15 protein-coding genes and 1 pseudogene are annotated in these 14,262 nt (G+C 39.4%); 8 read left to right on the top strand and 8 right to left on the bottom strand.

The features are described from left to right. The first annotated feature begins 21 nt into the window (after positions 1-21). From CCS77_RS04655 to CCS77_RS04640, 4 genes are all read left to right on the top strand, one after another. A complete protein-coding gene (locus CCS77_RS04655) occupies positions 22-2,139 on the top strand; it encodes an RNA degradosome polyphosphate kinase (protein WP_256372124.1) in 2,118 nt (705 codons plus the stop codon). A 257-nt stretch (positions 2,140-2,396) separates the two neighbouring features. After that, complete coding sequence (locus tag CCS77_RS04650) at positions 2,397-3,029, top strand: nucleoside recognition domain-containing protein (protein WP_021085148.1); 633 nt, start codon at positions 2,397-2,399, stop codon at positions 3,027-3,029. A gap of 3 nt (positions 3,030-3,032) precedes the next feature. Further along, positions 3,033-3,488 carry a YjiG family protein gene (locus CCS77_RS04645; RefSeq protein WP_002942766.1) on the top strand — a complete coding sequence of 152 codons (456 nt, stop codon included), beginning with the start codon at positions 3,033-3,035 and terminating at the stop codon, positions 3,486-3,488. A 9-nt stretch (positions 3,489-3,497) separates the two neighbouring features. Continuing rightward, a complete protein-coding gene (locus tag CCS77_RS04640) occupies positions 3,498-4,616 on the top strand; it encodes a M20/M25/M40 family metallo-hydrolase (protein WP_021089181.1) in 1,119 nt (372 codons plus the stop codon). 59 nt (positions 4,617-4,675) lie between these two features. Here CCS77_RS04640 and CCS77_RS04635 read toward each other — a convergent pair. The 5 genes and pseudogenes from CCS77_RS04635 to CCS77_RS04605 all read right to left on the bottom strand — a co-directional run. Then, positions 4,676-4,912: pseudogene (locus CCS77_RS04635) on the bottom strand (menaquinone biosynthesis decarboxylase); the annotation flags it as partial. Between the two features lie 408 nt (positions 4,913-5,320). Beyond that, entirely contained in the window at positions 5,321-6,124 is an 804-nt protein-coding gene (locus CCS77_RS04620; RefSeq protein WP_107916712.1) for a 3'-5' exonuclease, read from the bottom strand. Beyond that, positions 6,121-6,768, bottom strand: coding sequence for a ribulose-phosphate 3-epimerase (gene rpe / locus CCS77_RS04615; RefSeq protein WP_009293926.1), 648 nt, complete (start codon positions 6,766-6,768; stop codon positions 6,121-6,123). The genes CCS77_RS04620 and rpe overlap by 4 nt, the downstream gene beginning before the upstream one ends. 9 nt (positions 6,769-6,777) lie before the next feature. Further along, the gene (locus CCS77_RS04610) at positions 6,778-8,151 is read right to left on the bottom strand and encodes a prephenate dehydrogenase (RefSeq protein ID WP_107916711.1); all 1,374 of its coding nucleotides are present in this window, start codon (positions 8,149-8,151) and stop codon (positions 6,778-6,780) included. Then, positions 8,148-8,894: a hypothetical protein gene (locus tag CCS77_RS04605; RefSeq protein WP_103558120.1), complete on the bottom strand. Its 747-nt coding sequence runs from the start codon at positions 8,892-8,894 to the stop codon at positions 8,148-8,150. The genes CCS77_RS04610 and CCS77_RS04605 overlap by 4 nt, the downstream gene beginning before the upstream one ends. A gap of 151 nt (positions 8,895-9,045) precedes the next feature. Between CCS77_RS04605 and rpmB the strand changes: the two genes are divergently transcribed. The 3 genes from rpmB to CCS77_RS04590 all read left to right on the top strand — a co-directional run bounded on the left by rpmB (position 9,046) and on the right by CCS77_RS04590 (position 10,716). Continuing rightward, complete coding sequence (gene rpmB / locus CCS77_RS04600) at positions 9,046-9,237, top strand: 50S ribosomal protein L28 (protein WP_002942221.1); 192 nt, start codon at positions 9,046-9,048, stop codon at positions 9,235-9,237. A 22-nt stretch (positions 9,238-9,259) separates the two neighbouring features. Beyond that, positions 9,260-10,390: a potassium channel family protein gene (locus CCS77_RS04595; RefSeq protein ID WP_009293929.1), complete on the top strand. Its 1,131-nt coding sequence runs from the start codon at positions 9,260-9,262 to the stop codon at positions 10,388-10,390. Between the two features lie 119 nt (positions 10,391-10,509). Further along, complete coding sequence (locus tag CCS77_RS04590; RefSeq protein WP_021088212.1) at positions 10,510-10,716, top strand: DUF465 domain-containing protein; 207 nt, start codon at positions 10,510-10,512, stop codon at positions 10,714-10,716. A gap of 105 nt (positions 10,717-10,821) precedes the next feature. Here the strand turns inward: CCS77_RS04590 and htpG are convergent, their stop codons facing one another. After that, entirely contained in the window at positions 10,822-12,678 is a 1,857-nt protein-coding gene (gene htpG / locus CCS77_RS04585; protein ID WP_107916710.1) for a molecular chaperone HtpG, read from the bottom strand. Between the two features lie 473 nt (positions 12,679-13,151). Continuing rightward, positions 13,152-13,406 carry a hypothetical protein gene (locus CCS77_RS10480; RefSeq protein WP_201741729.1) on the bottom strand — a complete coding sequence of 85 codons (255 nt, stop codon included), beginning with the start codon at positions 13,404-13,406 and terminating at the stop codon, positions 13,152-13,154. 49 nt (positions 13,407-13,455) lie between these two features. Between CCS77_RS10480 and CCS77_RS10475 the strand changes: the two genes are divergently transcribed. Further along, on the top strand, positions 13,456-13,611 hold the full coding sequence (locus CCS77_RS10475; RefSeq protein ID WP_201741728.1) for a hypothetical protein: 156 nt from the start codon (positions 13,456-13,458) through the stop codon (positions 13,609-13,611). Positions 13,612-13,721: 110 nt separating this feature from the next. Here CCS77_RS10475 and mog read toward each other — a convergent pair whose 3' ends face one another. Continuing rightward, positions 13,722-14,261: a molybdopterin adenylyltransferase gene (gene mog, locus CCS77_RS04570; protein WP_009293784.1), complete on the bottom strand. Its 540-nt coding sequence runs from the start codon at positions 14,259-14,261 to the stop codon at positions 13,722-13,724. Position 14,262: the final 1 nt, after the last annotated feature.

Below are 14,262 nucleotides of genomic sequence, written 5' to 3'. Positions count from 1 at the left end.
AACCGCACATATCGTAAAATAATCAAAAATTATAAGGAGAAAATGATGAGCGAAAACGAAACTCTTTTTATCAACCGCGAATTAAGCTGGCTACGCTTCAACTCAAGGGTGCTCGCTCAGTGTGAAAAGGATATACCTTTACTTGAAAAGCTAAAATTTATAGCCATTTATATGACAAATCTTGATGAATTTTATATGATAAGAGTAGCTGGTCTAAAGCAGCTTTTTGCAGCTGGCGTGACGACAAGTAGCAGCGATGGCATGAGCCCGCTTGATCAGCTACGTGAGATCAGAAAGTATCTGCAAGATGAACAAAATTTAGTCGAAGCTCACTACAAAAGCACCGTGGATGCGCTTAGTAAAGAGGGTCTTTTTATCAAAAACTACGACGAGCTTGATGATAGCTTAAAGCAAAAATGCGACGAATACTTTTTCTCAAACATCCTGCCAGTTATCGTGCCTATCGCTGTTGATGCAACCCATCCATTTCCGCACCTAAATAATCTTAGCTTCTCACTTGCCGTTAAGCTTGCTGACATCGAGCATCCTGAAATTTTAAAATACGGCATGATAAGAATTTCAAGAGTATTGCCAAGATTTACCCAGCCAAGTAGCAACGTCTTCGTGCCGATTGAGACGATCGTGCACCGCCATGCAGAAGAAATTTTCCCAGGATATAAGCTCATTAGCTCAGCTGCTTTTAGAGTGACAAGAAACGCTGATATCGTCATCGAAGAAGAAGAAGCGGATGACTTTATGATGATACTTGAGCAAGGGCTAAAGCTTCGTAGAAAAGGGGCTTTTGTGCGTATGCAGATAGACAAAGACGCTGACGCTGATATCTTAGAGTTTTTAAATTTTCATATGAAAATTTTTCACAAAGATATCTACTTTTCAAGCATCCCGCTCACACTTAGCTCTCTTTGGGAGATAGCTGGGAGCAAAAATTTTAGCCACCTAGCAAACCCTCCCTACGCCCCAAAAACCCTGCCTCCATTTGGCAACGGCGTCTCGATCTTTGACGCCATAGACAAAGAGGATGTGCTGCTAGTTCATCCATTTGAGAGCTTTGATCCAGTCGTTAGCTTTATAAGAGAAGCGAGCAAAGATCCAAAGGTGATCTCTATACGCATGACGCTTTACAGAGTCGATAAAAACTCGCCGATCATTCAAAGCCTAATAGACGCTGCAAGCGACGGCAAACAAGTAACCGTGATGGTCGAGCTAAAAGCAAGGTTTGATGAAGAAAATAACCTCCACTGGGCAAAGGCACTTGAAGATGCTGGCGCACACGTGATATATGGCATCACAGGCTTTAAAGTCCATGCAAAAGTTAGCCAAGTGATCCGCCAGATCGGCGATAAACTCAAATTTTACATGCACTTTGGCACTGGCAACTACAACGGCAGCTCAGCAAAAATTTACACCGACGTTAGCCTATTTACTAGCAAAGAGGAATTTAGCCAAGACACGACCTCGTTTTTTCACATCCTATCAGGATATAACAAAAACCGCCGTCTAAACGCCCTTAGCATGTCGCCCTTTCAGATAAAAGAGCGCATCATCGAAAAGATAAGAGTGGAGGCCAGCAAAGGCAGCGAGGGCAGGATCATCGCTAAGATGAATGCGCTAATAGACGAAGACGTGATAAATGAGCTTAGTCGCGCCTCGAATGCAGGCGTGAAGATCGACTTAATCGTCCGTGGTGTGTGCGGACTAAGGCCTGGCGTAAAAGGCAAAAGCGAAAACATCAGGGTTCGCTCGATCATCGGTAAATACTTGGAGCATGCTAGAATTTTATATTTCAAACACGCCAATCCAAAAATTTACATCTCAAGCGCTGACTGGATGCCACGAAATTTAGAGCGCCGCTTGGAGCTCATGACGCCTATCTTTGAGCCAAGACTGCAAGAGAGACTGCTTGAAATTTTAGAGCTTCAGCTAAGTGATAATGACCTAGCATTTGAGCTACAAAATAACGGCGAATACACAAAAGTAGCTAGACGCGAGGGCGAAAAAGTGATCTCTTGCCACGAAGTTTTAGAAAACTACATCTCTAAAATTTATAAATCCGTCAAAAAAGACACCGACAAAGCAAAAGCTGACATGCTTGCAAGCAAGCTTTTAAAAGAGAGCTAAAAGATAAATGGCTTTTAAATTTAAGTTTAAAAGCCATTTTTACCATAAATACTAAATCTTAAATCCAAATTTCTAAATTTTCATATACTTTAAATTTACATTGTAAGCCTCTAAAATGCTAACTTTTATCGCATAATAATTTTTATATATAAATTACTCATAAAATTTTATAATTAATTATCAAATTTTATATTTTAAATATTACATAAGCATAGGCGTTATAATATTTAAACAAATTCCAAATCAAAGGAGGCTTTATGAAAGAGAGTAGTGATACTAAAAAACTCGTCATCGGTACGATCACACTTGCAATTGCGATCGTTTTCTTTGGAGGTTTTTTACAAAACACCTATGGTGGTATCTTTGACTTTAGCAAACTTGCTGGTCAATTTCCAGAATGGTTTAAAACAGGAAGTGGCACTAGCGCAAAAGGTGGCTTTTTATTTGCCCTTAGTCTTGCCCCTGCTGTTATGCTCGCACTTGGCTTTGTTGCTATTTTTGAGAAATACCATGCACTTTACGCAGCTTCAAGACTGCTAACACCTGTTTTAAAGCCACTTATTGGCATACCAGGATGTTGCTCTATCTCTTTGATAGCAAGCACACAAAGTACCGACGCAGGCAGCTCAACGGCTAAATTTTTGCGTCAAGATGGCCTCATATCGCACAAAGAGCTTCTCATCTTTGCAGCGTTTCAGTTTAGTGCTGGTGCGATGATCACAAATTTCTTATCTTCATTTGCACCTGTTTTACTAGTTACCGACAAAGCTGGTAACACAGCCCCTGCTACTATAGCCATGGTGCTTGGCATAGTCTTTGTCTTTAAAATTTTGGGCGCAAATTTGATGAGACTTTATGTCAAAAAATTTGTCAAAGATGATGAGGAGTAAGAGATGACTGAAAATAAACTAATAACCGACGTATTTGTAGAGGGCGCTAGAAAAGGCTGGGACATCGCCGTAAAAAACACCATCCCAAACGTGCTTATGGCATTTGTCATCATCCACATCCTAAAAGTATCTGGCGCGCTTAGCGTGATAGGCAAATTTCTAGGATTTATCATGCTTCCACTTGGTCTTCCAGGTGAGTCCATAGCCGTTTTCATGGCTGCATTTTTGAGCTGGGGCGGCTCAGCAGGCGTGCTAGTAGCGCTTGTGGGAGATGGTACGCTAAATGCAAACGATATCGCTGTCTTGCTTCCTGGAATGGCGCTAGTTGGCTCGACTGTGCAGTACATGGGACGAGTTTTAGGCGTGCTTGAAGTACCAGGTAGACACTATCTCGTGCTTTTTGGAATTTGCATCCTAAATGCCTATTTAGCGATGTTTGTGATGAGCTTGCTCGTATAAGGATAAAAGATGAAAGATAGTGAAATAAATGAATATTTAGCCGATTTAAAGGAGCTAACCGACATCGAAAGCCCTACTTCAAGCATAGATGGCGTAAATGAAGTTGCAGCTTGGTTTAAAAAAAGAGCTGAAATTTTAGGCTTAAAAAGCAGGAGCATAGAGCTTGGCACTGACAAGGTCGCTCCTTGCCTTTTCATCTCAAACGACCTTGAGACAAAAAGCTACGACTTTTTATTCATCGGACACATGGACACCGTTTTTCCTGTGGGCACAAAGGCTGATGTGCCATTTAGCAAGATAGATGAGCGCATCAACGCACTTGGCGCGATCGACGATAAAGGCGGCAGCCTGCTCTCGCTTTACGTCATCAAAGAGCTTGATCTTAGCAAACTAAAGATCGGCCTCTTTTTAAACTCACATGAAGAGACTGGCTCAAATTTCGCCAAAGACGCCATAAGAGAGCTAGCCAAGAAGTCTCGCTACGCCCTAGTCGTCGAGCCTGCAAGAGAAGATGGCTCGATGGTGGCTACTAGAAAGGGCGTGATCTCTTATGTGCTAAATTTCCGTGGCGTTAGCGCGCACGCTGGCAACCACCCAGAGCGCGGCCGTTCGGCTGTCGTGGAGGCTGCAAATTTCATCGTTGAGCTTTCAAAACTCACTGATTTTAAGGCTGGTCATACATTTAATAGTATAATGACAAAAGGTGGCGACGCCCAAAACGTCGTGCCAGACTTTGCCAGTGTGACATTTGAGATGAGATATCGCCACGCTAGCTCGGTAGAGTTTTTGCATAAGAAGATGGATGAAATTTTATCTCATCCGATAGTGTCAGAAGTGAGCTGTGAGCGCATCCTTATAAACGAAGAAGGGCCGATGATAGACGAGGTAAATTTGCCAAATATCAAAAAAGTCTTTGACGAGGCTGCGAAGGCCACTGGCACAAAGGTCACTTGGGTCAATGCTGGCGGACTAAGTGATGGCAATATCAGCGCATCGGCAGGATGTCCTACGATAGACGGCCTTGGTCCAACTGGTGGCAACATGCACACGAAAAACGAATATCTAGAGATAAACTCAGTCGTTAAAAAGTGCAACCTCATAGTTGAAGCGATCAAAAAACTTTCGTAGTTTAGGCAAGCTATATGCTTGCCTAATTTTTAAATTTATAACATTACAGCGATCAAAACCTACCCAAATATCTCAAATTTATGAAATAGCTCAGGCTCATCTTTCACTACGCCACGCTTCACAAGCTCAGCCACCACTTCGCGCTCGCAGTCAGTTTGCATAGGCCAGCCACGAGTATAGCCCTCTAGCTCGTCCTTGCTCGTCGCATCCACGCAGAAATTTTCACCATCTATGTAGATATCACGCAAGGCATCTATATTGTTTGTCACACGCCAAAGCAGCATATATGGATTTTCTTAACATTTGGCACAACGCTTTAAAATTTAGCCAAAAGCTCATCATCACTTAAAACCTCAGGGCTAAATTTAACTCCAAATTTACTGCAAAGTCTTTGCCAAAGTAAATTTTCACATTGACACAAGCTCTAAATTTGCTACAAAAGAAAAACAGCCTAACAAACTGCGTTATCGGTAATGACGGCTTGGCTATGCGCATACAAAAACTGGCAAACATGAGAAATTTATCATAATAGCAACGTTGTTTTAGGGATTTTGTAAAGATCAGCGCTTGCAAGGCGATAGACTGCGGCGTTTTTGAAAGCACGATGATTGCAAACTACACAAGGACATAAAGTCTCGTTTAAAAGCCCTCAACTAAATCAAATTTCTAAATTCCCAGCCAAGTGGCTTAAATTTAAACCTGCCCTACTCCAAAGCTTTTAAAACTGGCTCTGGTTTTAGCTTTACGCTTGGGGCATTTTTGCTAAAGCTTATGAGATCCTCTGTCGTTTGGATGCTAAAAGGTAGGCGCTTGAGGCAGACTTTAAAGATTTCAGCCGCTGCTATTGCGTCATTTAGGGCTCTGTGGTGGGTATTGTTGATGCCAAGGAGTTCTTTTAGCGAGCCAAGGCCGTATTTTTGCGAGGCGATGGTGCGGCGGCTAAGATCGATGGTGCAGAGTTTTCTGTTTAGCAGTATGCCAAGGCCGATCTCATTTAGGCTATGCGAGATAAATCCGTAGTCAAAATTTACGTTGTGTGCGATAAAGACGCTAGTTCCAAGAAAAATTTTAAACCGCTCCAGCACGTTTAGCAAATTTGGCGCACCAACTAGATCGCTCGCTCTTATGCCAGTTAGCTCTGTGATATTTTCAGGTACCATAGGAGCTGCTACAAAGCTTTCAAAGCGCCCTATTTCGGTGCCATTTTTCATTTTTATAGCGCCTATTTCTATGATCTGGCCATTTGTCGTGCCACCAGTCGTTTCGATATCAACTATGCAAAATTCCTGCTCGCTAATATCTCTAAATCTCGTGCCAAGCTCGATCTCGTTGCTTTCATTTCTAGTGATGTCAAGCCCGAGAGTTCGCCACATATCAAGGTCGCGCACGTCAATGAGCGATGAAATTTCCTCGATATCACTAAATTTCAAGATAAACTCGTGATAGCCTAAATTTTGCCTAGCTAAAATTTCAATGCTATTTTCTAAACGCTGTTTTTTTGGTTTCAAAACTCAAGCTTTATGGCGCGAATGGCTTGTTCGTATGAATTTGATGAAAAGATATAGCTGCCAGCCACCAAGACATCAGCCCCGGCCTCTTCAAGATCAGGCGCATTTAGTCCGTTTACTCCACCATCTACTTCGATGAGGCACTTGGCATTTTTGCGCTCTATTAGCTCTCTTAGTGCCCTTGTTTTCTCAAGCACGACTGGCATAAATTTCTGACCACCAAAGCCGGGATTTACGCTCATTAAAAGCACCATATCGACTTCATCGATGATATGCTCAATCGCACTAACTGGCGTGTGCGGATTTAGCACGATGCCAGGGCTAACGCCATTTTTTCTGATGTGATCGATGAGCCTCATTGGATGCTTCTCTTCTTCTATGTGAAAGGTTAAAAATTTTGGCTTTAGCGGCAAGAAAAGGTCAGCAAAAAATGAGTTATTTTCAACCATCAAATGTATATCAAGTGGCTTTGTAGCAGCCTTTGCAACGGCACTTACCACGACTGGTCCAATGGTTAAATTTGGCACAAAATGCCCATCCATAACATCAACATGCACCAGATCGCACCCAGCCTCGCAAATGGCTCTTATCTCAGCTGCTAAATTTCCAAAATCAGCCGACAAAATACTAGGTGCAACGTACATTTTTTCTCCTTATTTGCTCACAAATATCACGCCAGTTTGGCTCTCTTTTGAATTTAATGTGGCTAAAATTCCACTGCTAGCTCTGTCAAAAAACATCTCATTTTCATAAATTTTAAAAGCGCTCATTTTTACCTTGAGCTCTCTCTCTATGAAAATGGCTATAATTTTGCTTGCAATGATACTAAAAATTTGCGAAAATCCGCTTAAACAGCCACACTCTAGATCGCCATTATCTGAAAAAATAGAGCAAATTTTACCAAGCTTGTCCTTTTTAACACCAAGCAAAATTCTCATCTGTACGTCGCCATAAAAGAGCACGCAAGCCCTCAAATAGTCATTTTCGCCCTCTACATTAAAGTTGCTGATCTTCGCATCAAGGCATAAAATTTCACTCTCTATCAAAGGCGAGAGCACGTCTGTGACACTTGAAATCACAAGTGGCAAAAACTCAACCAAGTTTTTATTCATCTTTGTAGGCTCAATGTCGATAAGGCGCTTTTTAAAATAAAGCGTCGAGTCATCTTTGAAAAAGTCATCCATCTTTTTATATAAAAGTATCTTTGCCGCTTTTAAATTTGATGCAAGTGTCTCTGAGATGTTGCCCTCATTTAAGCCACAAATTGCCACTATAGCGCCACTTTTTTGGCTCAGCTCAGATAGCTTTATCAAAAAACTAGCGCCTATGGTATTTAAAGCGCCAACCGAATCAGACCAAAAAACAAAGAATTTAAAGCCTACCTTTTGCAACCTTTCGTGAAATTTATAGTCAAATTTCTGCACAAAAGAGCTATCTATAAGCCCTGCTGCCTTATAAATGACAACGTCGCCTCTTACAAAGGTGCTAAACTCTTTTTTGCCTAAAACGATGTGATTTAGGATGCTAATGGTGTATTTGTAAGCTTGTTTGGCAGCGTTAAATTCTTCTACGCTTTTTACAAATTTACACTTGTAACACTTTTGCTCCAAAAGCGAGTTGATGTAGTCTTTGTACTGCTCGTTTTTGTTATAAATCACAATGGCTTCGCTGCTATCTGCTAAAGTATCGTTTAAAAATAGCGTCGCAACTTTTTCATTTTCAAAGAGTGAAAATCTCAAAATATTTTTTGAAGTCTTTGCGACAAGCTCATAAAAAGTATCGTCATAGTCGCAGACTGCAAACTCAGCGCCTATTTCTCTGGCGATGCTTGATAGATGCTCGCATGTGCTATTTAGCCAAAGAGGACTAAAAAATGTGACATTTTTTAATGAAAGCAAAATAGCACTTATCTGCCTTGCGCAAATTTGCTCTACTTCGGCCTTTTTGATGCTTGAAGGAGTGATATTAACCTCTAAAAATCCAAATGGCCTAACTATGGCTAAAGAGCCCTCAAAAGTTACTTTCATTTTCTAAGAGCCTTTTTTAAATTTATAACCATATCAGCCGAAGCATGGACGCTAACATCGGTGATCCTGTCGATACCAAAGTCAAAAAATTTAGCAGTGCTTGCCTCATAAGAGAGCAAAATTTTAAAGTATTTTAAGACCAAAACCTCTTCTCTAGTGAGCCTATCGCTCTCCCATCCTGCAAGCTTTAAAAGTACTCCAAATAGCGAAATATCAAACCTTCGCTGCAAGATCCTATCAAAGCTCATATCAGAAAAACCAACGATATGCTTAAGCGAGTGTGGATACTTCAAAAAGATCAGCTCGCAAAATATAAGCAAAATTAGCGCGTAGGCAGCTAGAAATAAATTTTTTTGATTTTTTAGCCCAAGATAGTTTAGAAGTTTGCTCCAGTCAGATAGAAATTTGGCATTAAACTCCATCATCGAGTGTAAATTTACGCCAAAATTTTTATATCTTTTTGGAGATTTGATAAAAACAAAATAAGAGCAAATTATCATTTTTAGGTTGTCTATGCCTAGCGGATAAGCCATAGCATAGATATCTCTAGTGTGGTTTTGAACGCCAAAATCGCCTAAATTTACTATCGTAGCAAAGTACGCTTTAAAAGTCTCACTACCCCTCAAAAGCTCCATAGCAGCAGTGATGTCGCCCTCATCCAAGTGCTTTTGGCACTCATAAAAAGCATCGGGCATTTTATAGATAAAATTTGAAATTTCATCTATTTGATTTTTAGTTAGCATTTTTGTTTTACCGATTTTTTATTTTGGGGCTATTTTAGCCTTAATTAAATAAAAAATCAACAAAACTTATAAATATAAATGTTCATTTTAAGCAATACTTTGGTTTTGTTTAGATAAAATCAGCAGAAATTTTTGTTTATAAGGAAAAAAAATGTCAAAAAGATGTGCGATAACTGGCAAAGGACCAATGGTAGGCAACAACGTGAGCCACGCCAACAATAAAACTAAAAGAAGATTTTTACCAAATCTTAGAACTATCCGTGTTACTCTAGAAGATGGCACAACAAGAAGAATAAAAGTTGCTGCTTCTACTCTAAGAACTATGAAAAAGCAGTCAAACTAAGAGATAAAATGAAGAGGAATTTATGTCTTTTCTCTCAAGACTTTTAAAATTCCTCAACTGGTCAAACTCCGCAAAACCAGAAATAAGCCTAGATACTGAGCTTTACGAACAACTAAAACCTTTTAGATTTCCACTAATTTCAGTGGTACTACTGTTACTTTTTGGAACACTAGGTTATATCTTTATAGATAACTTCTCTCTCATAGATGCATTTTACCAAGCAGGTATGACCTTCACGACGGTCGGTTTTACCGAAGTTGCGCCCATAACTCCAAAGGGGCGAATTTTTACTATAACATTTATCCTTGTTGGCTTCATTATTTTTACGCTATCAATCGGTATCGTTGTAGAAGTTCTAAAAAGAGGCACATTAATTAGCATTTTAAAGGAAAGGCGTATGCTTTACAAGATCGCAAGACTAAAAAATCACTTCGTTATTTGTTATCACAACCTCTACACGATCGAGCTTAGCGCTCAGTTTCGTGAAAATCACATACCATTTGTGGTGGTTGATGACAGAGAAGATATCGCAGAATTAGCTCAAATTTACAAGTATCCATACTTCATAAAAGCTCAGCCTCACACTCAAATAGCCTTTTTAAAAACGCATCTATCAAGCGCAAAAGGACTAATCACTCTTAGCCCAAATATCGCTGACAATATCGCACTTATCGCATCTGTTAGACTTTATGAAAAAGAGATAGGCCGCAAAAAACCTTACCATATCATCACAAACTCCGATAGTGAAGATGACACACAAAGACTTAAAAAACTTGGTGCTGACAACGTCGTAAGCCCATCTCGCCTAGTCGCACAGCGTCTAAGTGCCATGAGTGTAAGACCTGATATGGAAAATTTACTCGAGCAATTTCTATACACAAAAAGCTCACCTATCGACATAGAAGAAATTCTTGTGCCTGACTACTCTTGGATCAGGTTTAAAAGACTAAAAGAGACGCACCTAAGAAATATCACAAATGCTGACGTGGTAGGCATTAGAGACATAAATAACAAATTTATCCCAATGCCAAATGGTGATACTCTAATTGGCACAGGCACAAAACTTTTAGTCATCGGTACAGTTGATGGCATACGTCTAACCAAACGCCTAGTAAAGAGCAAACACAAGCCAGAAGAGCTAAAATACGTTTAGTTTTTTGCATTTTATGATAAATTTGGCTTAAACACTAAGCTTTTATATATCTAAATTTAGATAGCCAAACATTTACAAAGCCTTGTTAGAATTTATAAATTTTTTTACAGGAGCTACGTATGTTACACGAATACACTGATCTCATAAATGAGTTGAAAAAAGTAGATGTTCATTTTGCCGCACTTTGCAAAAAGCATGACGAGCTAAATGAAAAGATAGATAGCAAAGCAGCGCAAGCCTCTGAGCTTGATGCCTTGAAAAAAGAAAAATTAAAACTAAAAGATGAAATTTACGCTCAAGTTTTAAAATACAAAGAGCAAAAATAAGCAAAAGCCAATCTAACAATGGAGCCAAATTTAACTTAGCTCGTATTTTAGGCTTTTGCTAGACTATAAATTTAAAAAGCCCAAAATTCTTTGGGCTTACAAATTTTATATAGCTTTTATCATCACTTTTGTTAGAAGTTCTGAAAATTTAGCTGGATTTTCTAGGCTCATGCCCTCATTTAGCCTTGCCATATCAAGAAGCAAAGGCGCTATATCATAAATCATCGCCTCATTTTTCTCAAGTTTTGCAAAAATTTCATGATCAGCATTGATCTCCAATATCGGCTTAACTTTTGGAGCATTTGCGCCTTGTCCCATCTGTTTTAACATCTCTTGCATAGCATAGTCAGGGTCGTTTTTATCATATATTAGCACCGCAGCCGAGCTTGAGAGCCTTGAGCTTAGCCTAACGTCTTTTACCTCGTCTTTTAAGATCTCTTTCATCTTAACAAGCGTGTTTGCAACCTTGCTCTCATCGACCTTCTCATCGTTTTTGATCTCGTCGTTGATATCAGCGTGTGAGACTGATTTTAGAGGTGTTTTGTCAAATTCATTGACCATTGGCATGACGATCGTGTCGATCTCTTCATCCATAATAAGCACTTCGATGTCGTTTTTCTTAAAGCTCTCAAGAAGCGGCGAATTTCTTAGCATATTTTCGTTGTTGCCGCTGATGTAATAGATCGACTTTTGATCCTCTTTCATCGCTTCTTTGTACTCTTTTAGGCTGATAAGTCCATCTCTTTTTGAGCTTTTAAATAGGCAAAGATCCAAAATTTGCTCTTTTTCAGCGTTAAAGCCGTAAAGTCCCTCTTTTAAAACCTTGCCAAATAGTTTGTAAAATTTTATGTATTTATCGCGGTCGCTCTCTTTTACTTTTGCAAGCTCGCTTAAAATTTTCTTCACGCTCTGCTCTTTAACGGTTCGCATGATCGCATTTTCTTGTAAAATTTCGCGGCTAACGTTTAGCGGCAGGTCTTCAACGTCGATCACACCTTTGATAAATCTTAAATACGGCGGCAAAAGCTCTTTTGCATCGTCAGTTATAAAAACCCTCTTCACATAAAGCTTCACGCCACTTTGATAATCAACCCTAAAGAGGTCAAACGGCTCAGTGCTTGGCACATAAAATAGTGTCGAGTACTCGATCTTGCCCTCAGCTTTTGTGTGGATATAAAGGAGCGGATCGCTGCTGTCATGTGAAATTTGCTTATAAAAGTCGTTGTAGTCTTGCTCTTTTAAGCTGGCTTTATTTAGCCTCCAAAGCGCATTTGCCTTGTTTATCTGCTCGTTTTTGGTCTCATAAGTGCCCTCTTTTTCGCCTTCTTTTGGTGCGACGTAGCTCTCTTTATCCATAAAAATAGGATAAGGGATGTGGTTTGAATATTTTTTAACTATCTCTTCGATACGCCAAGAATTTGCAAATTCATCGTCATTTAAATGTAAGATAATATCCGTACCAAAGCCATCTTTTTTAGCATCTTCGATCTCGTAGCTTTTTGCATCAGATGTCCATTTATAGGACTTCTCGCTTAGTGCTCGTTTGCTTATGACTTCGATCTTGTTTGCCACCATAAACGCTGAGTAAAAGCCAACGCCAAACTGGCCGATCAGCGAGCTATCTTTTTTGGCATCGCCACTTAAGCTTTGCATAAAGCCTTTTGTGCCACTTCTTGCAATGGTGCCTAAATTTGCGATGAGCTCGTCTTTATCCATACCGATACCGTTGTCGCTAATGGTTAAAGTCTTAGCTTTTTCATCTACTTTGATGTCGATCCTTGGAGTGTAGCTTAAGCTTTTATACTTTTCATCAGTCAAGCATAGGTAGTTTAGCTTGTCAAGTGCGTCGTTTGAGTTTGATATGAGCTCTCTTAAAAATATCTCTTTGTTTGAGTAAAGAGAGTGGATCATCAAATTTAAAAGGTCATTGACCTCGGTCTGAAATTCAAATTTATCTGCCATTTTCTTTTCCTTGTTTTAAATTTTTGGCAGATTATAGCATAAAGTGATAAAAATATACTTAACCTTGATAGCACTACTATCAAGTTTTTTAACAATTTTTTAGGCATATATGGTAATTTATAAATAAAATAAAAATATATGTTTAATTTTTATTATTTAAAATGCTATTTTGTATAGTATTTATTTAAAATAATGCAAATTTAGCTATAAATCTTTTAGAAAATGTTGCTAGTCTGTCTTTCAAAATAAGAAACAAATACCGATATAAATGTATAACAAAGATCAAAAACCAATAAATTTACGCACTTGGCGGACTAGACAGCGGGAACTACAAAGAGGCCATAAAAGCTGGCGCAAGCGGAGTTTGTTTTATGAGTCTAGCGATGAACGGCGATATAGAGCTTATAAAAAAGATAGTAAAGAGCAAAAACGGCTAAATTTAGTATAAATTACATAAAATAATACATAAAATTTTACTCATTTTTGCTAGCGATATATGTTTTTATATCAAATATAAGTAGCGTAACAAGCGATGGCAGCATATAAGAGTTTAGCACTAAAAGCAGCAACTTTGTCAAATTTGACTTTATTAAAGTCTCTATGTCAAGGCTGCTGTTGTAGTTAAAAAAATATAGCAAGGCAAACTCGCCAATAAGAACTATGCGAGAGATCTTTAGCAAGATGTCATTTCCCAGCCTTGCAAATTTATCATCAACCACAAGCGACAAAGTGATCCAGCCAAGCAGCCAAATTGAGCAGGCTAAAGCATAAACAGTAATGCTTTCATCAAATTTTTCAAGTAGTAAAAATACCAAAGGTTGCAAAAATACAAGGCTAGCGATAAACCAAAGAAGTGAGCTAAAGGCTAGCAGGCAAACACAGCCAAAGATAGAAATGGCAGAGATAAAGCCAAAAACCTCTAACCAAAGATAGTAGGCCAGCGCATAGGATAAAAAAGAAAAAACAAGCCAAATTTTAATAACAAGTCACCACCTATTTGCAAAGGCAGTGGCTTTTAAATTTAGGCTATCTGTCAAACTCATTTACGAGATTTTCTTTTGTTTTGGGCGGAAAACTTTCATCACGTTTTCATCAGTCTCGATAAACGCACCCTCTATAAGATCGATGCAGTATGGCACCGCTGGAAATACCGGCTCTAAGCACTCTTTTATCGCCTTTGGCTGTCCTGGTAAATTTATGATGAGCGCGTGACCTCTGATGCCTGCTGTTTGGCGTGATAAGATCGCTGTTGGGACATATTTTAAGCTTGCTGCTCTCATTAGTTCGCCAAAGCCTGGCATCATCTTCTCGCAAACTGCCTCAGTAGCCTCTGGAGTGACGTCTCTCACTGCTGGTCCTGTGCCTCCAGTCGTTAGCACAAGGTCGCATCCTAGCACGTCTATCATGTGCACGAGCCTCTCTTTTATGAGATCAAGCTCATCAGGGATCACCTCGTAAAAATACTCTCTCTCGCTTACTATCCAACCGTCAAGCACCTCTTTGATCGCTGGACCTGATTTGTCCTCGTATGTGCCCTCACTTGCGCGATCTGACATAGTCAGAATTCCTATTTTTGCTTTCATT

It is taken from the genome of Campylobacter concisus, assembly GCF_003048375.1.
Classification (GTDB): domain Bacteria; phylum Campylobacterota; class Campylobacteria; order Campylobacterales; family Campylobacteraceae; genus Campylobacter_A; species Campylobacter_A concisus_T.
This window is presented reverse-complemented; position numbering and strand designations above follow the sequence as displayed.